This is a genomic window from Arachnia propionica (genome assembly GCF_003932785.1).
Lineage (GTDB): Bacteria > Actinomycetota > Actinomycetes > Propionibacteriales > Propionibacteriaceae > Arachnia > Arachnia propionica_B.
In genome coordinates this window covers 1-20,905 of the sequence record NZ_RQYT01000050.1, presented here as the reverse complement: position 1 = coordinate 20,905, position 20,905 = coordinate 1, and the positions used below count along the sequence as shown (strand labels likewise).

30 protein-coding genes are annotated in these 20,905 nt (G+C 66.6%); 27 read left to right on the top strand and 3 right to left on the bottom strand.

Annotated features, from left to right (window positions below):
- The first annotated feature begins 419 nt into the window (after positions 1–419).
- From rplN to EII35_RS13995, 16 genes are all read left to right on the top strand, one after another.
- The gene (gene rplN, locus EII35_RS14070; RefSeq protein ID WP_125229096.1) at positions 420–788 is read left to right on the top strand and encodes a 50S ribosomal protein L14; all 369 of its coding nucleotides are present in this window, start codon (positions 420–422) and stop codon (positions 786–788) included.
- Position 789: 1 nt separating this feature from the next.
- Positions 790–1,161 carry a 50S ribosomal protein L24 gene (rplX, locus tag EII35_RS14065; RefSeq protein WP_125229095.1) on the top strand — a complete coding sequence of 124 codons (372 nt, stop codon included), beginning with the start codon at positions 790–792 and terminating at the stop codon, positions 1,159–1,161.
- A complete protein-coding gene (gene rplE, locus EII35_RS14060) occupies positions 1,161–1,778 on the top strand; it encodes a 50S ribosomal protein L5 (protein ID WP_125229094.1) in 618 nt (205 codons plus the stop codon). Before rplX ends, rplE begins: the two co-directional genes overlap by 1 nt.
- 9 nt (positions 1,779–1,787) lie before the next feature.
- On the top strand, positions 1,788–1,973 hold the full coding sequence (locus EII35_RS14055) for a type Z 30S ribosomal protein S14 (protein WP_125229093.1): 186 nt from the start codon (positions 1,788–1,790) through the stop codon (positions 1,971–1,973).
- 85 nt (positions 1,974–2,058) lie between these two features.
- On the top strand, positions 2,059–2,463 hold the full coding sequence (rpsH, locus tag EII35_RS14050) for a 30S ribosomal protein S8 (RefSeq protein WP_124843626.1): 405 nt from the start codon (positions 2,059–2,061) through the stop codon (positions 2,461–2,463).
- Positions 2,464–2,491: 28 nt separating this feature from the next.
- The gene (rplF, locus tag EII35_RS14045; RefSeq protein WP_125229092.1) at positions 2,492–3,034 is read left to right on the top strand and encodes a 50S ribosomal protein L6; all 543 of its coding nucleotides are present in this window, start codon (positions 2,492–2,494) and stop codon (positions 3,032–3,034) included.
- The gene (gene rplR, locus EII35_RS14040) at positions 3,034–3,417 is read left to right on the top strand and encodes a 50S ribosomal protein L18 (RefSeq protein WP_125229091.1); all 384 of its coding nucleotides are present in this window, start codon (positions 3,034–3,036) and stop codon (positions 3,415–3,417) included. The genes rplF and rplR overlap by 1 nt, the downstream gene beginning before the upstream one ends.
- 24 nt (positions 3,418–3,441) lie before the next feature.
- Positions 3,442–4,047, top strand: coding sequence for a 30S ribosomal protein S5 (rpsE, locus tag EII35_RS14035; RefSeq protein WP_125229090.1), 606 nt, complete (start codon positions 3,442–3,444; stop codon positions 4,045–4,047).
- A complete protein-coding gene (rpmD, locus tag EII35_RS14030) occupies positions 4,047–4,229 on the top strand; it encodes a 50S ribosomal protein L30 (protein WP_125229089.1) in 183 nt (60 codons plus the stop codon). Before rpsE ends, rpmD begins: the two co-directional genes overlap by 1 nt.
- Positions 4,229–4,669, top strand: a complete 441-nt coding sequence (gene rplO, locus EII35_RS14025; RefSeq protein ID WP_125229088.1) for a 50S ribosomal protein L15 — start codon at positions 4,229–4,231, stop codon at positions 4,667–4,669. Before rpmD ends, rplO begins: the two co-directional genes overlap by 1 nt.
- Positions 4,670–5,228: 559 nt before the next feature.
- Entirely contained in the window at positions 5,229–5,834 is a 606-nt protein-coding gene (locus EII35_RS14020; RefSeq protein ID WP_125229087.1) for an arsenate reductase/protein-tyrosine-phosphatase family protein, read from the top strand.
- 134 nt (positions 5,835–5,968) lie between these two features.
- A complete protein-coding gene (gene secY / locus EII35_RS14015; protein WP_125229086.1) occupies positions 5,969–7,270 on the top strand; it encodes a preprotein translocase subunit SecY in 1,302 nt (433 codons plus the stop codon).
- Positions 7,267–7,845 carry an adenylate kinase gene (locus tag EII35_RS14010; protein ID WP_125229085.1) on the top strand — a complete coding sequence of 193 codons (579 nt, stop codon included), beginning with the start codon at positions 7,267–7,269 and terminating at the stop codon, positions 7,843–7,845. The genes secY and EII35_RS14010 overlap by 4 nt, the downstream gene beginning before the upstream one ends.
- A 1-nt stretch (position 7,846) precedes the next feature.
- The gene (gene map / locus EII35_RS14005) at positions 7,847–8,674 is read left to right on the top strand and encodes a type I methionyl aminopeptidase (protein WP_260465139.1); all 828 of its coding nucleotides are present in this window, start codon (positions 7,847–7,849) and stop codon (positions 8,672–8,674) included.
- A 42-nt stretch (positions 8,675–8,716) separates the two neighbouring features.
- Positions 8,717–9,826, top strand: coding sequence for a neutral zinc metallopeptidase (locus EII35_RS16025; protein ID WP_185744360.1), 1,110 nt, complete (start codon positions 8,717–8,719; stop codon positions 9,824–9,826).
- Positions 9,827–9,830: 4 nt separating this feature from the next.
- Positions 9,831–10,757, top strand: a complete 927-nt coding sequence (locus EII35_RS13995; RefSeq protein ID WP_125229083.1) for an alpha/beta hydrolase — start codon at positions 9,831–9,833, stop codon at positions 10,755–10,757.
- Here the strand turns inward: EII35_RS13995 and EII35_RS13990 are convergent.
- Complete coding sequence (locus EII35_RS13990) at positions 10,741–11,019, bottom strand: YciI family protein (protein ID WP_125229082.1); 279 nt, start codon at positions 11,017–11,019, stop codon at positions 10,741–10,743. The two genes, EII35_RS13995 and EII35_RS13990, sit on opposite strands and share 17 nt — an antisense overlap.
- A gap of 113 nt (positions 11,020–11,132) precedes the next feature.
- Between EII35_RS13990 and infA the strand changes: the two genes are divergently transcribed.
- The 11 genes from infA to EII35_RS13935 all read left to right on the top strand — a co-directional run bounded on the left by infA (position 11,133) and on the right by EII35_RS13935 (position 18,994).
- On the top strand, positions 11,133–11,354 hold the full coding sequence (infA, locus tag EII35_RS13985) for a translation initiation factor IF-1 (RefSeq protein WP_068749455.1): 222 nt from the start codon (positions 11,133–11,135) through the stop codon (positions 11,352–11,354).
- A 201-nt stretch (positions 11,355–11,555) separates the two neighbouring features.
- Positions 11,556–11,669, top strand: a complete 114-nt coding sequence (gene rpmJ / locus EII35_RS13980) for a 50S ribosomal protein L36 (RefSeq protein WP_020575560.1) — start codon at positions 11,556–11,558, stop codon at positions 11,667–11,669.
- Positions 11,670–11,923: 254 nt separating this feature from the next.
- Positions 11,924–12,298 (top strand): 30S ribosomal protein S13, encoded by a 375-nt coding sequence (rpsM, locus tag EII35_RS13975; RefSeq protein WP_124843654.1) that lies wholly within the window; start codon positions 11,924–11,926, stop codon positions 12,296–12,298.
- 36 nt (positions 12,299–12,334) lie between these two features.
- On the top strand, positions 12,335–12,742 hold the full coding sequence (rpsK, locus tag EII35_RS13970) for a 30S ribosomal protein S11 (protein WP_125229081.1): 408 nt from the start codon (positions 12,335–12,337) through the stop codon (positions 12,740–12,742).
- A gap of 30 nt (positions 12,743–12,772) precedes the next feature.
- Complete coding sequence (gene rpsD / locus EII35_RS13965) at positions 12,773–13,378, top strand: 30S ribosomal protein S4 (RefSeq protein WP_125229080.1); 606 nt, start codon at positions 12,773–12,775, stop codon at positions 13,376–13,378.
- 126 nt (positions 13,379–13,504) lie between these two features.
- Positions 13,505–14,551 (top strand): DNA-directed RNA polymerase subunit alpha, encoded by a 1,047-nt coding sequence (locus EII35_RS13960; RefSeq protein ID WP_125229079.1) that lies wholly within the window; start codon positions 13,505–13,507, stop codon positions 14,549–14,551.
- 46 nt (positions 14,552–14,597) lie between these two features.
- Complete coding sequence (rplQ, locus tag EII35_RS13955; protein WP_125229078.1) at positions 14,598–15,098, top strand: 50S ribosomal protein L17; 501 nt, start codon at positions 14,598–14,600, stop codon at positions 15,096–15,098.
- 94 nt (positions 15,099–15,192) lie between these two features.
- Positions 15,193–16,035 carry a metallophosphoesterase family protein gene (locus EII35_RS13950; protein WP_125229077.1) on the top strand — a complete coding sequence of 281 codons (843 nt, stop codon included), beginning with the start codon at positions 15,193–15,195 and terminating at the stop codon, positions 16,033–16,035.
- A gap of 169 nt (positions 16,036–16,204) precedes the next feature.
- Positions 16,205–17,197, top strand: a complete 993-nt coding sequence (locus EII35_RS13945; protein WP_125229076.1) for an ABC transporter substrate-binding protein — start codon at positions 16,205–16,207, stop codon at positions 17,195–17,197.
- Positions 17,198–17,240: 43 nt separating this feature from the next.
- On the top strand, positions 17,241–18,377 hold the full coding sequence (locus EII35_RS13940; RefSeq protein ID WP_125229075.1) for a glycosyltransferase: 1,137 nt from the start codon (positions 17,241–17,243) through the stop codon (positions 18,375–18,377).
- The gene (locus EII35_RS13935; RefSeq protein WP_125229074.1) at positions 18,374–18,994 is read left to right on the top strand and encodes a transglutaminase domain-containing protein; all 621 of its coding nucleotides are present in this window, start codon (positions 18,374–18,376) and stop codon (positions 18,992–18,994) included. Before EII35_RS13940 ends, EII35_RS13935 begins: the two co-directional genes overlap by 4 nt.
- A gap of 15 nt (positions 18,995–19,009) precedes the next feature.
- Here EII35_RS13935 and EII35_RS13930 read toward each other — a convergent pair whose 3' ends face one another.
- A complete protein-coding gene (locus tag EII35_RS13930) occupies positions 19,010–20,377 on the bottom strand; it encodes a hypothetical protein (RefSeq protein WP_125229073.1) in 1,368 nt (455 codons plus the stop codon).
- On the bottom strand, positions 20,374–20,727 hold the full coding sequence (locus EII35_RS13925; protein WP_125229072.1) for a hypothetical protein: 354 nt from the start codon (positions 20,725–20,727) through the stop codon (positions 20,374–20,376). The genes EII35_RS13930 and EII35_RS13925 overlap by 4 nt, the downstream gene beginning before the upstream one ends.
- Positions 20,728–20,905: the final 178 nt, after the last annotated feature.

The following is a 20,905-nucleotide window of genomic DNA, read 5'->3' as shown; positions in this document are numbered from 1 at the left end:
AGAGGGTGCGCGGATAGGGGGGTCGTCACGAGGATCGTCACGGTGACCTCATGGCAAGGCGGACGACGAAGAGCGCACTGGACCGTGCGTTCAAGGAGGACAACGCAGCCAGGGGGACACCGGGGCGACCGCAGTAGATTCGCCTATCCGCGCAGCCTCTTAGAGGGTGCGCGGTGGGTCGGGATCGGCACGAGTGATGGTCATTCCTGCCTGCGGTTTCGCTTGACAGGCCCTCCTGGGATACTCTTGGCCAGTTGCCTTGGGTCTGTGCCCTCCGCGTGATGCGTTGGGGACCTCTCCCGGGCGACGCAACCCCGTGCCCAAGGCAGGGGGCGCCTCCTGGCAAAATCCAGGGGGTTCACCATTTGAGTTCCGGACAGGCCCAATCCACAGGGAACCAGCCGGACGGAGGAGAACTAATGATCCAGCAGGAGTCGCGACTCAAGGTCGCCGACAACACTGGTGCCAAGGAGCTCTTGTGCATCCGCGTTCTCGGTGGCTCGAAGCGTCGTTACGCCTACCTCGGTGACACCATCGTCGCCACGGTCAAGGACGCCATCCCCGGCGGCAACGTCAAGAAGGGCGATGTCGTCAAGGCCGTCGTAGTGCGTACAGTCAAGGAGCGTCGCCGTGCCGACGGTTCCTACATCAAGTTCGACGAGAACGCCGCCGTCATCCTGAAGAACGACGGGGAGCCCCGCGGCACCCGTATCTTCGGCCCGGTGGCCCGTGAGCTGCGCGAGAAGAAGTTCATGCGCATCGTCTCGCTCGCCCCGGAGGTGATCTGACATGAACTCGCTCCATGTGAAGAAGGGTGACCGCGTCAAGGTCATCTCGGGCAAGGACAAGGGCACGATCGGCGAGATCATCGCCGTCGACCCCCGCAACCAGAAGGTGATCGTCGAGGGCGTCAACGTCGTCAAGCGTCACAAGCGCGAGTCCCAGGGCGCCAACGGCCGCCGCATCGAGGGGGGGATCATCAGCTCCGAGGCCCCCATCCACGTGTCCAACGTCCAGCTGGTCACCAAGGTGGACGGCAAGGAGGTCGTGACCCGGGTGGGCTACGAGCGCGTCGAGGTCACCAAGAAGCGTGCCGACGGTTCCGAGTACAAGGCCGAGCGCAGCAAGCGCATCGCCCGCAAGACCGGGAAGGAGATCTGATGAGCGAGGTCCAGGTCCCGCGTCTGAAGAAGAAGTACCGCGAGCAGATCGTCCCGGCCCTCCAGGACGAGTTCAAGTACGCCAACGTCATGCAGATCCCCGGACTGGTGAAGATCGTGGTCAACATGGGTGTCGGCGAGGCCGCGCGTGACTCCAAGATCATCGACGGCGCCGTGCGCGACCTGACCGCCATCACCGGTCAGAAGCCGTGCGTCACGAAGGCCCGCAAGTCCATCGCGCAGTTCAAGCTGCGTGAGGGCATGCCGATCGGCTGCCACGTCACCCTCCGTGGGGACCGCATGTGGGAGTTCGCCGATCGTCTGCTGACCCTGGCCCTGCCCCGCATCCGCGACTTCCGTGGTCTCAACGGCCGCCAGTTCGACGGCAAGGGCAACTACACCTTCGGCCTGAACGAGCAGGTCATGTTCCTCGAGATCGATCAGGACAAGATCGACCGCGTCCGGGGCATGGACATCACCTTCGTGACCTCCGCCACCAACGACACGGAGGGCCGCGCGCTGCTGAAGCACCTCGGCTTCCCGTTCAAGGCTGTCGACGACCCGAAGAAGGTCAAGTCCAAGCGCGGACCCGCCTTCTACGCCAAGAAGAAGAAGTGAGCGTGAACCATGGCTAAGACAGCACTCAAGGTCAAGCAGTCCCGCAAGCCGAAGTTCGGTGTGCGCGCCTACACCCGCTGCAACCGCTGCGGTCGTCCCAAGTCGGTGTACCGCAAGTTCGGTCTCTGCCGCGTCTGCCTGCGCGACCTGGCCCACGCCGGCCAGCTCCCCGGCGTGACCAAGTCGTCCTGGTGAACCCGGGCCACGAAGAGAACTTCCACATTCAATTTGCCCCAGGTCCTGACATGGGAAACCGGGGCGAGAAAGAAGCCAAACAGCCATGACAATGACTGATCCCATCGCAGACATGCTCACGCGTCTGCGTAACGCCAACCAGGCGTACCAGGAGTCGACGACCATGCCGTCGTCGAAGATCAAGGTCGGCATCGCGGAGATTCTGAAGGCCGAGGGTTACATCTCGAACTTCGAGCTGACCGAGGTCGAAGGACAGGTGGGCAAGGTGCTCAAGGTGACCCTCAAGTACGGGGACTCCCGCGAGCGTTCCATCGCCGGCCTGCGCCGCATCAGCAAGCCCGGTCTTCGCGTCTACGCGAAGGCCAACGCCCTCCCGAAGGTGCTCGGCGGTCTCGGTATCGCCATCATCTCGACCTCGCAGGGCCTGCTGACCGACAAGCAAGCAAATGCCAAGTCCGTCGGCGGGGAAGTCCTCGCCTACGTCTGGTGATTCGACGAGACTGACAAGGAGATAAGAGATGTCACGAATTGGCAGGCTCCCCATCGCGGTCCCGTCGAACGTCGAGGTGAAGATCGACGGCCAGGACCTGGCGGTCAAGGGGCCCAAGGGTGAGCTGAAGTTCACCGTCCGTGAGCCCATCACCGTCGCGAAGAACGACCAGGGCCAGCTCGAGGTCACCCGCCCCGACGACGAGCGCCTCTCGCGCTCGCTGCACGGCCTGACCCGGACCCTCGTGTCGAACATGGTCGTCGGCGTGACCGAGGGCTACGAGAAGAAGCTGGAGATCGTCGGCGTTGGTTACCGTGTGGTGGCCAAGGGCCCGACGCAGCTCGAGTTCGCGCTCGGCTTCTCCCACCCGGTCGTGGTCAACGCCCCGGAGGGCATCACCTTCACGGTGGAGACCCCGACCAAGTTCTCGGTCAGCGGCATCGACAAGCAGCTTGTCGGTGAGGTTGCCGCGAACATCCGCAAGATCCGCAAGCCCGAGCCCTACAAGGGCAAGGGTGTCCGCTACGCGGGCGAGCACGTCCGCCGCAAGGCCGGAAAGGCTGGTAAGTAATGGCTATCTCGCTTGGCATGCGCAAGGGCCTGGCGGCGAAGGCCGCTTCCCGGGCCCGTCGGCAGCTTCGCGGCCGCAAGAAGATCAACGGCACCGCGGCGCGTCCGCGTCTGGTCGTCACCCGTTCCTCGCGTCACCTGTTCGTCCAGGTGATCGACGACACCGTCGGCCGCACCTTGGCCTCGGCCTCCACCATGGAGGCGGACCTGCGTGCGCTCGAGGCCAACAAGTCGGACAAGGCGCGCAAGGTGGGCGAGCTCATCGCCCAGCGCGCCAAGGAGGCCGGTGTCGAGAACGTGGTCTTCGACCGCGCTGGCAACAAGTACCACGGTCGGATCGCTGCGCTCGCCGATGCGGCGCGCGAGGCCGGTCTCGGATTCTGACACGACGAGAGGATAGGGAACACGATGAGTGAAACCCAGCAGCGCGGCGATCGTCGCGGTGGGGAGCGTCGTGGCCGTGACGATCGTCGTGGCCAGGCTTCCAAGGAAGAGAAGAGCCAGTACCTCGAGCGCGTGGTTGCCATCAACCGCGTCGCCAAGGTCGTCCAGGGTGGCCGTCGCTTCAGCTTCACCGCTCTGGTGGTCGTCGGTGACGGCGAGGGCATGGTCGGTGTCGGCTACGGCAAGGCGAAGGAGGTGCCGGCCGCGATCGCCAAGGGCGTGGAGGAGGCCAAGAAGCACTTCTTCCGCGTGCCGCTGATCCAGCGCACCATCCCGCACCCGGTCCAGGGCGAGAAGGCGGCAGGCATCGTGCTGCTGCGTCCCGCCTCCCCGGGTACCGGTGTCATCGCCGGTGGCTCCGCCCGTGCGGTGCTCGAGTGCGCCGGTGTGCACGACGTGCTCGCCAAGTCGCTCGGCTCCTCCAACGCCATCAACGTCGTTCACGCGACGGTGGCGGCCCTGCAGAACCTCGAGGAGCCGGAAGCGGTGGCGAAGCGCCGCGGCCTGCCCGTCGAGGATGTCGCCCCGGCGGCTCTGCTCCGTGCCCGCAAGGAAGAGGTGGCTGGCTGATGAGCGAGCTCAGGATCACCCAGATCAAGTCCGGTGTCGGTGGCAAGGACTACCAGAAGGCCACGCTGCGCACCCTCGGCCTGAAGCGCATCGGCGACTCGGTCGTGCGTGAGGATCGGCCCGAGGTGCTCGGCATGATCCGCACCGTCGCCCACCTCGTGCAAGTGGAAGAGGTCAAGTAATGGCTCTCAAGATTCATCACCTGCGTCCCGCCCCGGGCGCCAACACCGCGAAGACCCGCGTGGGTCGCGGTGAGGCGTCGAAGGGCAAGACCGCTGGTCGCGGTACGAAGGGAACCGGCGCTCGCAAGAACGTCCCGGCGAACTTCGAGGGCGGCCAGATGCCCATGCACATGCGGATCCCGAAGCTCAAGGGCTTCAAGAACCCGTTCCGCGTGGAGTACCAGGTCGTCAATGTCGGTCGTCTCGCCGAGCTGTTCCCCAAGGGCGGCACGGTCACGATCGAGGACCTGGTCGAGGCCGGTGCGGTGCGCGCCGGACAGCTCGTCAAGGTTCTGGGCAACGGGGAGGTCTCCGTTGCGCTCAACGTGACGGCCAACTCGTTCTCGAACTCCGCCAAGGAGAAGCTGGCTGCGGCCGGTGGCTCCGCCGTGGAGGCCTGAGCGCGTTTCACATCATGTGGCCGGTTCCCCGATGGGGAGCCGGCCACATGTTTTTTCTGGCTGTCATGGGCGAGACCAACACGGTCACGAACCGCCGTCCTGCTTCCGTGGCAGCGTTGACATCGCGGTCTCGTCGAAGCGAAGCGGCGATTCGTGACCCCTTGTCCTTCAGGCACCCCCCGTCCGCGTGTCCTCTCAAGTCCTTCACCTTGGGCAGGGGGCATGGGTGCCTCGGCCGTACTTTTGGACAGAGTTTTCATCCGGGTCTGTCCCACATCTGGCCAACGGGGAGTGTGATGAACGCATCCTGCTTCGCTCTCGGGGAAGAATATTTTGGCCTTGACAAGGGGAGATGGTGAATCAATCGGCAATCTCCCGGAAATGGGCGGTGCTGGGCGCCGCTCAACGATCCCGACGATGCCAGCCTTTCGGCTGGCCTGCGGTCGCGTTTCCTGCGGCTACGCTGAAAGCGATTGATCTGCGTTGACGCCGCCGCGTCGGTTGGTCAGGGCAGGTCCAATTGTCAACGAGTGAGTGCTGCGTGAGGTGGGGTGACGTCATGTCAATCAGTCGTGGCCCAGCGACCTCCGTGGCATGCCATGAGGACTACGCCCAGATCTGGTTCGTCTGCACTGGAAACGTCTGTCGATCCGCCTATGCGGAGGCCGCGCTGCGGCAACGACTCGGACCCAGCGCGCGGCTCGTTGTCGACTCGGCCGGGACCCAGGCCATGATCGGGCGGGGTATGGACGAGACGATGGCCACCGCCGCCATCTCGCGAGGGCTCCAGAACACCTCCCACCGGGCCAAGCAGCTGTGCCAGCGCGGACTGGCCGCGGCCAGCGTCGTCTTCGTGTTCTCCCCGGAGCATCGGCAGTGGGTGGCGGAGAACTGCCCGGAGGTGCTGCCGCGCACCCTGTCCCTCGGCCAGGCCCACGCCGCCCTCGAGACGCTGCCCCGCGGGGAGCGGATGTCGATCTCCCAGATGCTGGAGGCGGTGCGGTCGGTGCGCCCCGAGACCAGCGAGGCCGACTGGATCCCGGACCCGTACAAGCTGGGGCTCGACGCGGCCCTCGATGCCGTGAAGCGCATCTCCGCCGCCCTCGACGCGCTGCTGGCCCGCCTGGAACTGACCGAGGTCGACCTGCGTGCCTGGGCCAGCTGAACCCGAGCAGAGGACGCGCGGCATGCGCATGTGACCGGCGCGTTGGGGATACGGGCCGCAAGTTGCTACGCTTCGTAGGCTGCCTGAAGTGGGCGCGCCATTGATGAAGCAAGAGACATTGAAAGAGGGGCCGGATGCTCTCCGCCTTCGCAAGCGCATTCAAGACGCCTGAGCTGCGCAAGAAGATCCTGTTCACACTCGGAATACTCCTCGTGTTCCGTCTGGGGTCGTCCATCCCCTCGCCGAACGTGAACATCGAAGCCCTCGACATGTGCGTCAGGGCCGCGTCGACGAGCCCCCAGGCCGGTCTCTACTCGCTCATCAACCTCTTCTCCGGTGGGGCGCTCCTGAGGCTCACCATCTTCGCCCTCGGCGTGATGCCCTACATCACCGCGTCGATCATCCTTCAGCTGTTGACGGTGGTCATCCCGCGCCTCGAGGCGCTCAAGAAGGAGGGTGCAGCGGGCCAGGCCAAGATCACGCAGTACACCCGCTACGTCACCCTCGTGCTCGCCCTGCTCCAGGCCGCGGGCTTCGTGACCATGGCCCGCACCGGCCAGCTCCTGAGCTGCCCCGGCATCCTCCACACTCATGAGGTGTTCCCGCTCGTCACCATGGTGCTGACCATGACGGCCGGCACCGTCGTCATCATGTGGATGGGTGAGCTCATCACCGAGCGTGGCATCGGCAACGGCATGTCGGTCCTCATCTTCACCCAGATCGCCGCCTCCTTCCCGGCCGGCCTCTGGTCGATCAAGCAGTCCCACCCGGGCGCCACCGGCTGGTTCCTGTTCGCGCTCGTCACCGGCATCGGCCTCATCGTCATGCTCGGCATCCTCTTCATCGAGCAGGGGCAGCGTCGCGTGCCCGTCCAGTACGCCAAGCGGATGGTGGGACGCCGCCTCGTCGGTGGCTCCACCACGTACATCCCGCTCAAGGTGAACCAGTCCGGCGTCATCCCGGTCATCTTCGCCAGCTCGATCCTGTACCTGCCGACGCTCGTCGCCCTCTTCCGCCCCGAATCCGCATTCGGCCAGTGGGTCGGCGCCAACTTCAACCCCAACGGGTGGCTGTACGGCGTCATGCAGTTCTTCCTCATCATCGCGTTCTGCTACTTCTACGTGGCGATCTCCTTCAATGCGCAGGAGGTCTCCGACAACATGAAGAAGTACGGCGGCTTCATCCCCGGCATCCGCGCCGGGAAGCCGACGGAGCGCTACCTGACCTACGTGCTCAACCGGCTCACCGCGCCCGGTTCGCTCTACCTGGCCCTGGTGTCCCTGCTGCCAACCCTGGCGTTCATCGCGGTCAAGGCCAACGAGAACTTCCCCTTCGGCGGCACGTCGATCCTCATCATCGTGGGCGTGGCCCTCGACACCGTGAAGCGGATCGAGAGCCAGCTCCAGCAGCGCAACTATGAGGGCTTCCTCCGATGAGGCTGCTCATCATGGGGGCTCCTGGCGCAGGCAAGGGGACCCAGGCGACGGCGCTGGCCGCCGCCTACGGCGTGCCGGCGATCTCCACGGGAGACATCTTCCGGGCCAACATCAAGAACGGGACGGAGCTCGGCCGTCAGGTCAAGGCCATCATCGACGCCGGTGACTACGTGCCCGACGACGTGACGGAGGCCATCGTCGCGGACCGGATCGCAGAGGAGGACTGCGCCCCCGGTTTCCTGCTGGACGGGTTCCCCCGCACCATGCACCAGGTGCACTTCCTCGATCGTCACCTCGCCGCGCAGGGGCACGGCCTCGATGCGGTGGTCTCGCTGCTCGTCGATCCCGACGTGCTCGTGGCGCGGCTGCTCGACCGGGCCGAGAAGGAGGGGCGCGCCGACGACAACGAGGACACCATCCGTCGCCGGATGGAGGTCTACGCCGGCCAGACCGCGCCGCTGCTGTTCCACTATGAGAACAAGGGGCTGCTCGTCGAGGTCGAGGGCACGGGCACCGTCGACGAGGTGCGGGAGCGGATGCTCACCGCCGTCGCCGAACACGTCTCCGGGAACTGACGTGCCGGTCGAGGTCAAGACCGCCGAGCAGCTGCTGACCATGCGCCGGGCGGGGCTGGTCGTGGCCGAGGGACTGCGCCGCATGCAGGAGGCCGCCGTCCCAGGGGTGACCACCGCCGAGGTCGACGCGGTCGGCCGTGCCGTCCTCGCCGCAGCCGGGGCCGAGTCGAACTTCGACGGCTACGGGGCCGAGTACGGTGCCCCGTTCCGGGGGGTGGCGTGCATCTCGATCAACGATGAGCTCGTCCACGGGATGCCGGGGGACCGGGTGATCCAGGACGGCGATGTCGTCTCCGTCGACTTCGGGGCCATCGTGGACGGTTGGCACGGGGACGCCGCCCGCACCTTCATCGTCGGTGAGGCGCGAGCCGAGGACGTCGAACTCATCGCCGCCACCCGCGAGGCCCTGTGGGCAGGGATCAGCGCCGTGAGGGATGGCTGCCGCGTCTCCGACATCTCGCGCGCCATCGAACGGAGCGTCAAGGCACAGCCCCGCCGATACGGTTCCCTGCGTGAGTACACCGGGCACGGCATCGGCTCCGAGATGCACATGGAGCCCGACGTCCCCAACCAGGCGCGGCGTGCCCCGTCGACGCGGCTCGGGGTCGGCATGGTCGTGGCGATCGAACCAATGCTCACCCTCGGCCTGCACCAGACCGTGGTGGCCGACGACGAATGGACGATTCTCAGCCGGGACGGCTCTCGTGGCGCCCACTGGGAGAACACCGTCGCGATCACGGAACACGGGGTCTGGGTGTTGACGGAACCCGACGGTGGCCGCGCCGAGTTGGAGGCACGGGGAGTGCGCTTCGGCCCACTCGGGGACTGAACCCCCCGCCGGGGGAGCGACGCAGCGTTCAAGGGGGGGACCATGTGGGGTGGTGAGGATGCAGGTTCGACGACGCCGTGGCGCGCCCAGCCGTGGAGCGGCTCGCGCGGAGTGGGATTGGTCGAGCCGGGGACGATGCCGTCGCCACCCTCTCGGCGACCCTCCGGCAGCCCTTTCCTCGTGCTCGTCATCGGGGTGGTGGTCGTCGCGTTGGGTCTGCTGGGGTTGATGTTCCTCACCCAGGGTGAGGAGCCCGCCCCGTCCACCGCGGAGGTCCCGGTCCCCCCGTCGCCGACCGCCCCCGCCTCGACCTCCCCGCCGTCGCCGACACCGGACCCGACCCCTGGTACGCCGGAACCCACCCCGCCGCCCGAACCGGAACCCGCGCCGACTCCGGAACCCGAGCCGACCCCCGAACCGGCGCCCGGCCCGGAATGGGAACCGCCGCGGATCATCCACGAGGAACTGCCTGCACCGAACGCCGCCGAGGGTCCTTGGGCCGCGCTCCAGCGCTCCCCGCTCCACGACGAGGCCTGGCCCGTCATGACGGGCTGCGCGGAGCCGAACCACTTCGACACGATCGAGGAACTGCAGACCGTGCTGCAGGTGGAACTGGACTGCCTGGAGGCCGGGTGGCGGCCGATCCTGCAACGGCTGGGTCTGTCCAGCCATCCCGTGCCGCTGCACTTCTTCGAGGGAGCCAGCATCACCACGCCGTGTGGCGAGTCGGTGTCGAACCTGGCGTTCTACTGCTCCGTCGACGGGGGCGCCATCTACGTCAGCACCCTCGCCGTCCAGGCCTCGCTCCAGTCGCGGCTCTGGGCGAAGCGACTCATGTTCCACGAGTACTCCCACCATCTGCAGAGCCTCGTCGGGGTGTTCCATCACATGGTCGAGCTGGAGGACGAGGGGGATGCGAGGCGCCGCGTCGAGGTCCAGGCCGAGTGCATGGCGATGGGCATGCTGAGGCAGGACCCGACGTGGCCCGTCACCGAGCAGAACTACACGGAGATCGAGGAGACGCTCACCCGATTCATTGACGACGGCATCCACGGCTCCCCGGAGACCCTCTGGTACTGGGGGACTCGTGGCTACCATTCCGCGACCGTGGGACAGGGCTGCAACACGTGGGTCGTCGAGAGCGTACCCTGAGCCCATGACCGAGCCGACGCCGTTGACCGTCCGGGCGCCCGACGGGCATGTCATCCGCACGCGCGCCTGGCGGCCCGAGGGCCCCGTGACCGGCGTGGTGGTGATCGTCCACGGCGTCGCCGAGCACGGCGGACGGTACGGTCGCGTGGCCCGTGCCCTGACCGGGGCCGGATTCGCGGTTCTCGCCCCCGACCATCGCGGTCACGGGCCGTCGTGCCCGCCGGAGGATCTCGGTTTCTTCGCCGAGCGGGACGGTTGGGACCGCGTCATCGGCGACATCGCTACGGTGCTGGCGGCCGCGAGACGGGAGCACCCGGACCTGCCGGTCGTGCTGCTGGGCCATTCCATGGGCTCGCTCATCGCCCGGTGCCTCGTCGCGAGGCACCCCGGCGGCGTCGATGCCCTCGTCCTCACCGGGACCGTGGGGGATCAGGGAGTCGTGGGGAGCCTCGGTGGAAAGCTGGCCGGGTTGTTGCGACGGTGCCTCGGCCCGCGCGCCCGGAGTCGGCTGCTCAACGCATTGGCCTTCGGCGGCAACAACCGTGCCTTCCGCCCGGCCCGGACCGATTTCGACTGGCTGAGCCGCGACGTCGACGAGGTCGACGCCTACATCGCGGACCCCTGCTGCGGTTTCGTCCCCACCGTCTCCCTCTTCGAGGACCTCGTCCGTGGGGCGACGGAGGCGAACCGCGTCGGAACCCTCGCGCGGATGGATCCGGGGCTGCCGGTGCTGGTCGCCTCAGGAACCGCCGACCCGCTCGCGCCGAAGGTGCCGGACGTGGCTGGGCGCATGCGTCGCGCCGGTACGAGGGAGGTCACGCTGCGGCTCTACCCGGAGGCCAGGCACGAGCTGTTCAACGAGACGAACCGCGAGGAGGTCCTCGCTGACCTCCTCGACTGGCTGGAGGTCGCTCTCAGAGGGAGCCGATGACGGGGGTCCAGCTGACGACCCGCGCCTCGGACAGGACGCCCCTGAGTCGGAACGGATCATCGGCCAGGAGATCGCCGACGTCCTCGGGGGATTCCGCCTCGACGATGAGCAGGGCCGACGGGGGAGTGGTGCCGGGGCAGGCGCCGGCGACGATGAGGCCGCGGCCCACGAGGGAGCTGAGGAAGGCGCGGTGGTCGGGACGGTGCTGGGCGATGAGCTCAGGGTCGTCCACGTACGTGTAGTGCACGGCGAAGTGACTCATGGGCCCACGCTACCGGTTTGGGGGCGGGGCGGGCAGGAACTAGACTTGTTGCCCACAGTGTGCGGCACGAGCCGCCTCAACAGCCCCTGGCGGGGCCGACGAATCGGGAGCCAATGGCGAAGAAAGAAGGAGCCCTCGAACTCGAGGGTACGGTGGTCGAGGCGCTGCCCAATGCGATGTTCCGCGTCGAGCTGGCCAACGGCCACAAGGTGTTGACCACCATCAGCGGGAAGATGCGTCAGCACTACATCAGGATTCTGCCCGCTGACCGGGTGGTCGTTGAGCTGTCGCCCTACGATCTCACGCGCGGCCGCATCGTCTACCGCCACAAGTGATCCCTCCAAGCCCCTGACGCGCCCGGCCGCCGCCGGGCGTTTCCTTTTGAGGGTTTTGGAGAACCTGCGGCTCGTGACGTAAGCTTGTGCGCCGGTCGTCTTCGACCGGGCGCTGTCGTGCGTCCGGGCAGGGAGGACCGGAATCATCCACCACTGATTGGGCAGCAGGCTGCCCAGTCGCTGATTGAAAAGGTTGCTCGAATGAAGGTTCAGCCGAGCGTCAAGAAGATCTGCGACAAGTGCAAGGTCATCCGCCGGCACGGTCGTGTGATGGTGATCTGCGAGAACCCGCGCCACAAGCAGCGCCAGGGCTGATCCAGCCAAGGCGGAGGGAACTCCGGAGCATCGCGGAACGGGACAGGTCGCCCAGGCCGCCAGACAACTCAACAACAACGTGAGCGCAAGGGCCACCAGCTGGTGACTCCCTACCCTTGGACGAAGGCCAAGGCCCCTCATCGACGATGGAACCGTCGTCAAGTGCCGGAGGGGACGCGCCACGCCACACACCTTCGCGGTCCATCGACCTGAGTGGGGGAGCCCGCCGGGACCGGAATCATGAAAGGGACAACATGGCACGCCTCGTTGGTGTCGACCTGCCGCGCGACAAGCGCCTGGAGGTCGCCCTCACCTACATCTTCGGTGTCGGGAAGACCCGCGCCGCCGAGACCCTCGCCGCCACCGGGATCAGTGGCGATCTCCGTGTCCACCAGCTGACCGACGAGCACCTCGTCGCGCTGCGTGACCACATCGAAGGCAACTACGAGATCGAGGGTGACCTCCGCCGTACCGTTGCCGCCGACATCCGCCGCAAGGTCGAGATCGGCAACTACCAGGGCCGTCGCCACCGCAGCGGTCTCCCCGTCCGTGGACAGCGCACCCGCACCAATGCGCGTACCCGCAAGGGCAAGAAGAAGGCTGTGGCCGGCAAGAAGAAGGCACGCTGACCCCGCGGGTGAGCGAAGACAGGAGATTGACTACTGATGGCAACCGCTAGCCGCAAGCAGGCCGCCAAGACCAAGGTGCGCCGCAAGGAGAAGAAGAACGTCCTCGCCGGACAGGCTCACATCAAGAGCACCTTCAACAACACGATCATCTCGATCACTGACCCCAACGGGGCTGTGATCTCCTGGGCCTCCGCCGGCACCGTCGGCTTCAAGGGCTCCCGCAAGTCGACGCCGTTCGCCGCGCAGATGGCCGCCGAGGCCGCTGCCCGCCGCGCCATGGAGCACGGCATGAAGCGCGTCGACGTGTTCGTCAAGGGCCCGGGCTCGGGCCGTGAGACCGCGATCCGTTCGCTGGGCACCGTCGGGCTTGAGGTCGGTTCGATCTCCGACGTCACCCCCGTGCCGCACAACGGCTGCCGCCCGCCGAAGCGTCGTCGCGTCTGATCGGCACGAGAAGTAAAGGACTGATAGACAATGGCTCGTTACACCGGCCCCATGACCAAGAAGTCCCGTCGTCTCGGGACCGATCTGGTTGGCAACGACAAGGCGTTTGAGCGCCGCCCCTACCCTCCGGGCGTCCACGGCCGTGGCCGCACGAAGGACTCCGAGTACTCCCTGCAGCTCAAGGAGAAGCAGAAGGCCCGTTTCGCCTACGGGGTGCTCGAGAAGCAGTTCCGTCGCTACTACGAGGAAGCTGATCGTCAGCCGGGCAAGACCGGTGACAACCTGCTCCAGATCCTCGAGTCCCGTCTCGACAACGTGGTCTACCGTGCAGGCTTCGCGGCCACCCGCCGCCAGGCCCGCCAGCTCGTGGTGCACGGTCACTTCCTGGTCAACGGCCAGAAGGTGAACATCCCGTCGTACCGCGTCAAGGCCCACGACATCATCGACGTCGCCGAGAAGTCTCTCAACCTCCACCCGCTCGTGGTGGCGCGCGAGACCCACGGCGAGCGCTCCGTCCCGGCCTGGCTCGAGGCCCGTCCGAACCGGATGCGCATCCTCGTCCACCAGCTCCCCGTCCGCGAGCAGATCGTGGTGGACGTGGCTGAGCAGATGATCGTCGAGCTCTACTCCAAGTAATCGACGACCCCCGGGCTGGTCGGCATCCGTCGGCCAGCCCTGCTCGGGTCACCGGGCTCTGTGGTCGGGGAAGGTCCCGCCACGACATTCGCACCATCAAATGGCGGGTGGTGCGGGAAGGAAGAAATGCTCATCGCACAGCGTCCGACCCTGTCGGAAGAAGTTGTCTCCGAGTTCCGTTCGCGGTTCATCATCGAGCCGCTGGAGCCCGGCTTCGGCTACACCCTCGGCAACTCGATGCGCCGCACGCTGCTGTCGTCCATCCCGGGCGCGGCCGTGACGTCGATCAAGATCGAGGGCAACCCCCACGAGTTCTCCACCCTGGAGGGCGTCGTGGAGGACGTCACCGAGATCATCCTCAACCTCAAGGGCCTGGTCCTGTCCTCCGAGGAGGACGAGCCCGTCGTCATGTACCTGCGCAAGGCGGGTGCCGGTGAGGTCACCGCAGCTGACATCCAGCCCCCGGCAGGTGTCGAGGTGCACAACCCCGAGATGCACATCGCCACCCTTTCCGAGGGCGGACGGCTCGAGATGGAACTCGTCGTCGAGCGTGGCCGCGGCTACGTCTCCAGCGTCCTCAACAAGGACCCCGACGCCGAGATCGGCCGGATCCCGGTCGACTCCATCTACTCGCCGGTGCTCAAGGTCAGCTACAAGGTGGAGGCCACCCGTGTGGCCCAGCGCACCGACTTCGACCGCCTCATCATCGATGTGGAGACCAAGCCGTCGATCGCCCCGCGCGACGCCGTCGCCTCCGCCGGGCGGACCCTCGTGGAGCTGTTCGGGCTGGCGCGTGAACTCAACGTCCACGCCGAGGGTATCGAGATGGGCCCCTCGCCCGTCGACGAGCAGATCGCGGAGTCGCTGAACCTCCCCGTGGAGGACCTCAACCTCTCGGTCCGCTCCTACAACTGCCTGAAGCGTGAGGGCATCCACACCGTCGGTGAACTCGTCGCCCGCTCCGAGGAGGACCTCCTCGACATCCGCAACTTCGGATCCAAGTCGATCCTCGAGGTGAAGGTGACCCTCCACAACCTGGGCCTCACCCTGCGTGACGCCGCCCCGGGCTTCGACCCGATGGAGGCCATCGAGCGCTACGACGAGGACCACGAGGGCGAGGCCGACGATGACGGCGACGCCGACGACGATTACGCCGAGACCGAGCAGTACTGAGAACCCAACCGAGCGCTGCTCGGGACGAGACTGAAAGAAACGCAACATGCCCAAGCCGACGAAGGGTCCCCGCCTCGGCGGTAGCCCCACCCACGAGCGCATCATCCTGCGCAACCTGGCCACCCAGCTCTTCGAGCACGGCCGCATCACCACCACCGAGACCAAGGCGCGTCGGGTTCAGCCGGTGGCCGAGAAGCTCATCACGAAGGCCAAGCGCGGCGACCTGCACTCCCGCCGTCTGGTGCTGCAGTCCGTGACGGACAAGGACGTCGTGGCGAAGCTCTTCGAGGAGATCGCCCCGTCGCTCGCTGGTCGTGACGGTGGCTGCACCCGCATCACGAAGATCGGCATCCGCAAGGGCGACTCCGCCCCGATGGCGATCCTCGAGCTCGTGACCGAGCCGGTGGTGAAGAAGGAGCAGCCCGCTGAGCCGAAGGCTGAGAAGAAGGCTGAGGCGAAGCCCGCCAAGACGGAGAAGGCCGAGGAGGTCAAGGAGGAGCAGGCCGACGAAGCCGCGGAGGTCGAGGAGGCCGACGAGGCCAAGTGAGCCGTTCTCCCGGCGAACGGGGAGGTGCCCGATGGGGTGCCTCCCCGTTCTGCGTCCCGTCGCGGCGGTGGGGTGGGGCTGCTACCTTGGGCCCATGCGTGCGGCGGTGTTCTCTGACATCCATGGGAAGTTTCTGTTGCCGTTCAAGCTCGTGGATCTCTATCAGCAGGAGACCGGGAGATCCGTCGATGTCATCCTCCAGTGCGGGGACATGGGCGCGTTCCCGGATCCGCAACGCCTGGACAGGGCGACGCTGCGCCACGCCAGCAGGGACCGCGACGAACTGGGCTTCCACGACCACTTCGTGACCCGCGACCCAGACATCGCCGCCCACCTCGACGAACTCGACATCGACATGATCTGCGTTCGCGGCAACCACGAGGATCACGGGTTTCTTGACAGCCTTGAGGAGGCGAGTTCCGAACCGCGTTACCCGATCGACGCCTACGGCCGGGTCCTGGTGTGCCGCAGTGGCGTCGTGCAGGAGATCAGGGCGGGGGAGGAGACGCTGAGCATCGTCGGGGTGGGACGGATCGGCGACCGGAAGGGTCGCAGCGCGCCACCGTTCCTGCAGGACCATGAGCGGGCGGCCATGCGTCGGCTCCAGCGGCTGCGGCGCGACGTGGACCTCCTGATCTCGCACGACCAGGAGTTCGACGAGGAGACAGGGTTCGGCATGCGCGAGCTCACGGAGCTGCTGCACCAGGTTCCCTTCCGGTTCCATTTCCACGGCCACACCGGAGCCCCGTTCTCGCGACGCCTCGCATCCAACGGGAGCACCGAGCGCATCAAGGTCAAGGAGCTGGAGTTCGGGCCGAGCGGCATCCTCGATCCGGGGTGCATGGTGGTGGTGGAGAAGCAGGGCACCTCACTGGAACTGGAGGTCGTTGATCAGGCCCTGACGAATCGACTCACCCAGTACACGTGGCGGCTCTGAGCCGGACGTGCCCGGCGGGAGGGGTTGGCTGCGCTAGGGTGTGTCTGTAGCAGTGCCGTCGGAACAAGGAAGTCTCGGAGGCGGGGACGGCGAGAATCTCGTCCACCGAACCGCTGCATCCTGTCCCGGCCATGTCAGCGGATGTGTCCAGTGTTGGGGAAGGGGGGTCATGAGGTCCACCACCGCAGTGCTCGTCTCGTTGGCCACCGCCTCTGCCCTCCTGCTTGCTGCCTGCACGGGGAAGACGCCGGGGGAGCGGGCCCTGGGAGGGCCAGGGCGGGTCATCGAGATCGGCATCGTCACCGATGGGTCAGCCGGTGTCGTCGAGACCATTCGGCAGGGGTTCGTCGATGGCCTCGCCGAGGCGGGGTACACCGAGGGTGAAGGGCTTCGGCTCCAGGTGGAAAGCCCCAACGGAGATGCCGGGGCCCTGACCGAGGCGGTGGCCCGCCTCAACACCCAGGACATGGACCTCATCCTCGCCATCTCAAGTCCTGCCGCCGAGGTCGCTGTGAGTGAGGTGTCCGGGACGCCGCTGCTCTTCGCCGGGGTGCACGACCCCGTGGGTCTCGGGCTGGTGACCAGTCTCGACGCCCCGGGCGGTGAGGTGACGGGGGTCTGTGACGTGAACCCGGTGGCCAAGCAGTTGGAGCTGGTCAAGGAGATCCGCCCGGAAGCGACCCGGGTGGGGATCATCCACACCGGGGGCGCCCTCGACGCGGAGGCGCAGGTCAGGCAGGCCGAGGAGGAGGCAGCCGCAATGGGCCTGGAGGTCAAGGCTCAGCCAGTGGGCAGCTTGGCAGAGGTTCGCAAGGCCGCGGAGAGCCTCGACGCCGACGCCTTCCTCATCCCGACAGATGACGTCGTGACCGCAGGGATGGAGGATGTCATCGAGGTGGCCGAGTCACGGCGGGTGCTCGTGGTCGCCTCAGAGGGCACCGTCGTCGAGGGTGGCGCCGCCGCTGCCCACGCCGTCGACCATGATCTCCAGGGGCGCGAGGCCGCCGCCCTCGCGGTGAGGATCCTGGAGGGGACGAAACCCGGCGACCTGCCCGTGGTCGTCCAGGAGACCTTCGAGCTGGTCATCAACGAACCGGCGGCGGAGCGGATGGGTTTCCCCCTCCCGCCTGCGCTCATCGAACGGGCCGACGAGGCCTACTGAGAGGGTGGGGGCACCCATGGCTCCGGGGTGGCAGAATCGGGGGATGCGCATCGCTCAGTTGGCCAACTTCGTGGGCCCCACCTCGGGGGGCATGAAGGTGGTCATCGATCAGCTCGGTGCGGGGTATACCGCTGCCGGGCACGAGAGGATTTTCGTCAGACCCGGCCCGAGGGACGCGATTCTCGAGACCGAACGCGGGATCGAGGTGGAGGTGCGGGCACCGCGCCTGACGAAGCAGTACCGCATGATCGCCCGTCCGTGGCGTGCCCTGGACGTGCTCGACCGGTTCCGCCCCGATGTGGTGGAGGTCTCGGACAAGTGGACCCTCTCCCCGGTCGGACGTTGGGCGGCGAAGCGCAACGTCGGGTCGGTGTTGTTCAGTCATGAGCGCCTCTCGGACATGTTGGCGATGTGGATCCGCCGAGGGTTCGGGGTCGAAGCCGTCGTGGGGGCGTTGAACCGGCGGCTGTCGAAGGAGTTCGATGCGGTGGTGGTCACGAGCCGGTTCGCCGCGGACGAGTTCGACAACACCGGCGCCCGGCTGGAGCTCGTGCCGCTGGGGGTGGATCTTGAGACGTTCCACCCGTCCCGGGGGGAGCCCCCGGCCGACGGGGTGCTCAAGCTCATCTATGTCGGCAGGCTCAGCCATGAGAAGAGCCCTCAGCTGGCGGTGGCGACGGCGGCTGAGTTGCATCGGCGTGGGCACCGGATCCGCATGGACTGCTTCGGCACGGGACCGGATCAGGCTGAGCTGGAGGACATCGCCGGGGACGCCCCCGTCCATTTCCGGGGTTTCGTCGCGAGCCGCCAGGAGCTGGCCGCGCACATCGCCCAGGCGGACCTTTCCTTCTCCGTGTGTCCGGCGGAGACGTTCGGGCTGGCGGTGTTGGAGGCCTTGGCCTGTGGCACGCCGGTGGTGACGTCGAACCGGGGCGGAGCCTTCGAGCTCGTCGATTCCTCGTCCGGGGCCTCGGCAGCCCCCGACCCCGGTCTGCTCGCCGACGCTGTCGAATCGTTGCTGCCCCGCCTGGGGCCGGAACTCCGTTCAGCTGCGCGACGTCGGGCCGAGCAGTATCCGTGGTCGGCAGCGGTCAGTCGAATGTTGCGACTTCACGAACGTCTGGCGGCCGAGGTGCCCTACCGTTCTCTCAAGGGTTTCGTGCGGAAGGGGCGAGGATGAGGCTGAGGAAGGCAATTGCGGTGGCCCTCGGGGCGGCGGTCCTGACACTGCCGGTCGTGGTGGCCGCACCGGCGTCGGCGAAGCCGAACCGTGACCGCACCGTCGAGGAGCTCGTCGAGGAGCTCCGGGCGACGGGGCTGACGGGGCGGGACCTCGCCGACGCCGCCATCGCGAAGGTGGCGGAGGAGTTCACCCACGAGTCGGCCTGGCACCTGTGGGAGACCCCGAAGGTGGCGCTGCGGCAGGGGAGGGGCTGGTCCCACCAGTACAACACGGTCCTGCTGCTCGTACTCCGTCGGCTGGGATTCCGCGCGAAACTCGTCCACGCCGCCCGGGTGCGGGGCTGGGGGAACCCGTGGTGGCACGTCGGTCACGCCTGGGTCAAGGTGACCATCGACGGCCGCACCTACGACGCCTGCGCCTCCCGATCCGGGCACCGGACGGGGGACATCGACTTCACCCCGGTCACCGTGGAACTGCCGATGCGCAAGGTCTCCCGCTGGGCGGTGGCCCTGTGCATGGCCCCCTTCGTGGTCGCGACGGTGTGGCGGGCATGGCTGACCGGCCGCCCGGTCCCCGAGTGGCTCTACCGAAGGCGCGGCGCTGCTGGAGGCTGATGCTGCAGGATGCTCCTAATCCTTCGTGGCGGCGAGACAGACAGTTGGTTTCCCTTCGAGCTTCTGTTGCACGGCGCTGAGGAAGGTGTCGCCGGTGTCATCCGAGGTCAGCCAGTTGACGAAGTCTTCGCCCTTGTTCCAGAGCCATTCTGAAGCTTCAGCGACGCCCTCACCCAGCGTCATGTCGGTGAAGGGAATGGGAATCTCCATGACGAGGCCGACTCCCACGCCGATGACCAAGCCGACGATGGTTCCACCAACGGGCACCATCGATCCGATGACGGCGGACATGGTTGCTGTGGCGAGGACCTGACCGCCGGTGCGAACGGTGGCGAGTTTCCTGGCCTTGGAGCCTCGTTCAGCCTCGGTGAGGCGTGGCTCCTCCTCAAGCAGACGCTTGTGGACCTTGTCGTACTCGCTGTCCCATGTCAGCCACACTCCACCGACGAACAGAACCCGCCCACCGATGCGCACCACACCGCGTGTCCCTGACTCGAGTACACGTGTGGTGTGCTGGTTTTCGAGAGTCCAGGTTTTGCCGGAGGGAAGAACGGAGGACCTGTGAACGACGGCTCGTGGGCTGACCTTCCCTGGTTGTGGGCCCAAGAATTCTGATCGCAACCCCGTCAAGAAGGGGGTTCGGGCGCCTTTGTCGAACCACGGTTTGAAATAAGCTTTGCCGTGGCGCATGGTGCTTGGGAATGGTGCGCGGGCGTGTCGGCCCTTCAATATGGCGTTTGCCATTGTGAATTTATAAGTTTGTCCTTTGATCAGGAGGTGCAGACTGCTGACGTACAACGTCCCATCCTTCGCTCGCGCCTCGAGGAGCGTCCGGGTCGCCGGGATGCCGAAATTGAGGGGCGTCCTCAAGAAGCTGGAGCTATCTGAACTGGAGGTCCCGTCCTCCCTGATGGCTGAAAGCGCGGAGGAACAGGTTTCGATCGCGTTCCTGTATTTCCCGGCGAGCTTCTCGATGTCAGCTTTGATGTTGCGTTGTTCAACCGAGAAGAAGTTGGAGCGCCCGTTGAATGGAACCAGAGAAGAGGCTTCCGGGGATGCGTTGTAGTCCTGGGCCTGTGAGATCAGCGAGTCCCGCTTCGAGATGAGGGTGCGAATGCTCTCGGCGAACTCGATCATGGCGGATTTGATGTTTCCGCACGCCTCCTTGACGTTGGCGCCATCCTCCAGTGCCGGATCCAGGGCAGAGTACATGCGCTCCTGGTGCGGGGTCTCGTAACAGGCGGCGAGTCCCTGCCATCGGCTGTGCCCCGTCTCCAGATGCTCGTGGAAGGCCTTCCCGAGGGAGGCGATACGGTCCGCGCTCGCAGTGATGGCATCGGGGTCCGGCCAGTTCTGGAGGGCGCTGACGTCAATGGGGATCATGACAGGTCCTTCCCATCGGTGATCCTGACCTCGTCGACGATGTGGGCTTCCTGCTCCATACGGGCCGCCATCTCGTGATCACCGTTCAGGATCGCAGCCACGGCGGACCGGCCGCCCGCCGTGGCGTTTCCCACCTGCTGTGTGGCGCCGGTCATGTTGCGCGTCAGCACGCGATTGTAAACAGCTTCCAGCGAGGTCATGAGTGTTGCGCTCTCGCCAGTGCATGCCTGTCCCAGAACGTCAATCTCGGTGGAGATCTTCGCGTGGACGGCAGCAGCCAATATGTTGCATCCTTCGGTTGCTTGGAAGATCGCCATGCAGGCGGGGGCATCGACCCTGTGGTAGGTCATCGGGACTCCTTGTTGATCCAGCTGTCGTTGGGGGGCCGTTCCCAGTACAGCAGCTGACGGGGTCACCAGCTCAGGCTTGGAGGGTGTGCGGATAGGGGGATCGTGACGAGGATCGTCACGGTGGCCTCTTGGCAAGGCGGACGACGAAGAGCGCACTGGAGCGTGCGTTCGAGGAGGA

What these genes read in the sequence shown, in the direction of transcription:
- EII35_RS14020 (WP_125229087.1), top strand. Translation starts at nt 5,229, where the DNA reads ATGTCAATCAGTCGTGGCCCAGCGACCTCCGTGGCATGCCATGAGGAC.
- rplQ (WP_125229078.1), top strand. Translation starts at nt 14,598, where the DNA reads ATGCCCAAGCCGACGAAGGGTCCCCGCCTCGGCGGTAGCCCCACCCAC.
- rplN (WP_125229096.1), top strand. Translation starts at nt 420, where the DNA reads ATGATCCAGCAGGAGTCGCGACTCAAGGTCGCCGACAACACTGGTGCC.
- rplR (WP_125229091.1), top strand. Translation starts at nt 3,034, where the DNA reads ATGGCTATCTCGCTTGGCATGCGCAAGGGCCTGGCGGCGAAGGCCGCT.
- EII35_RS13950 (WP_125229077.1), top strand. Translation starts at nt 15,193, where the DNA reads ATGCGTGCGGCGGTGTTCTCTGACATCCATGGGAAGTTTCTGTTGCCG.
- secY (WP_125229086.1), top strand. Translation starts at nt 5,969, where the DNA reads ATGCTCTCCGCCTTCGCAAGCGCATTCAAGACGCCTGAGCTGCGCAAG.
- rpsE (WP_125229090.1), top strand. Translation starts at nt 3,442, where the DNA reads ATGAGTGAAACCCAGCAGCGCGGCGATCGTCGCGGTGGGGAGCGTCGT.
- rplE (WP_125229094.1), top strand. Translation starts at nt 1,161, where the DNA reads ATGAGCGAGGTCCAGGTCCCGCGTCTGAAGAAGAAGTACCGCGAGCAG.
- rplO (WP_125229088.1), top strand. Translation starts at nt 4,229, where the DNA reads ATGGCTCTCAAGATTCATCACCTGCGTCCCGCCCCGGGCGCCAACACC.
- infA (WP_068749455.1), top strand. Translation starts at nt 11,133, where the DNA reads ATGGCGAAGAAAGAAGGAGCCCTCGAACTCGAGGGTACGGTGGTCGAG.
- rplX (WP_125229095.1), top strand. Translation starts at nt 790, where the DNA reads ATGAACTCGCTCCATGTGAAGAAGGGTGACCGCGTCAAGGTCATCTCG.
- rpmJ (WP_020575560.1), top strand. Translation starts at nt 11,556, where the DNA reads ATGAAGGTTCAGCCGAGCGTCAAGAAGATCTGCGACAAGTGCAAGGTC.
- rpsK (WP_125229081.1), top strand. Translation starts at nt 12,335, where the DNA reads ATGGCAACCGCTAGCCGCAAGCAGGCCGCCAAGACCAAGGTGCGCCGC.
- EII35_RS14010 (WP_125229085.1), top strand. Translation starts at nt 7,267, where the DNA reads ATGAGGCTGCTCATCATGGGGGCTCCTGGCGCAGGCAAGGGGACCCAG.
- rpsH (WP_124843626.1), top strand. Translation starts at nt 2,059, where the DNA reads ATGACAATGACTGATCCCATCGCAGACATGCTCACGCGTCTGCGTAAC.
- rpsD (WP_125229080.1), top strand. Translation starts at nt 12,773, where the DNA reads ATGGCTCGTTACACCGGCCCCATGACCAAGAAGTCCCGTCGTCTCGGG.
- rpsM (WP_124843654.1), top strand. Translation starts at nt 11,924, where the DNA reads ATGGCACGCCTCGTTGGTGTCGACCTGCCGCGCGACAAGCGCCTGGAG.
- EII35_RS13930 (WP_125229073.1), bottom strand. Translation starts at nt 20,377, where the DNA reads ATGATCCCCATTGACGTCAGCGCCCTCCAGAACTGGCCGGACCCCGAT.
- EII35_RS13940 (WP_125229075.1), top strand. Translation starts at nt 17,241, where the DNA reads ATGCGCATCGCTCAGTTGGCCAACTTCGTGGGCCCCACCTCGGGGGGC.
- EII35_RS13945 (WP_125229076.1), top strand. Translation starts at nt 16,205, where the DNA reads ATGAGGTCCACCACCGCAGTGCTCGTCTCGTTGGCCACCGCCTCTGCC.
- EII35_RS13995 (WP_125229083.1), top strand. Translation starts at nt 9,831, where the DNA reads ATGACCGAGCCGACGCCGTTGACCGTCCGGGCGCCCGACGGGCATGTC.
- rplF (WP_125229092.1), top strand. Translation starts at nt 2,492, where the DNA reads ATGTCACGAATTGGCAGGCTCCCCATCGCGGTCCCGTCGAACGTCGAG.
- EII35_RS13960 (WP_125229079.1), top strand. Translation starts at nt 13,505, where the DNA reads ATGCTCATCGCACAGCGTCCGACCCTGTCGGAAGAAGTTGTCTCCGAG.
- EII35_RS16025 (WP_185744360.1), top strand. Translation starts at nt 8,717, where the DNA reads ATGTGGGGTGGTGAGGATGCAGGTTCGACGACGCCGTGGCGCGCCCAG.
- EII35_RS13990 (WP_125229082.1), bottom strand. Translation starts at nt 11,019, where the DNA reads ATGAGTCACTTCGCCGTGCACTACACGTACGTGGACGACCCTGAGCTC.
- EII35_RS13925 (WP_125229072.1), bottom strand. Translation starts at nt 20,727, where the DNA reads ATGACCTACCACAGGGTCGATGCCCCCGCCTGCATGGCGATCTTCCAA.
- rpmD (WP_125229089.1), top strand. Translation starts at nt 4,047, where the DNA reads ATGAGCGAGCTCAGGATCACCCAGATCAAGTCCGGTGTCGGTGGCAAG.
- EII35_RS13935 (WP_125229074.1), top strand. Translation starts at nt 18,374, where the DNA reads ATGAGGCTGAGGAAGGCAATTGCGGTGGCCCTCGGGGCGGCGGTCCTG.
- EII35_RS14055 (WP_125229093.1), top strand. Translation starts at nt 1,788, where the DNA reads ATGGCTAAGACAGCACTCAAGGTCAAGCAGTCCCGCAAGCCGAAGTTC.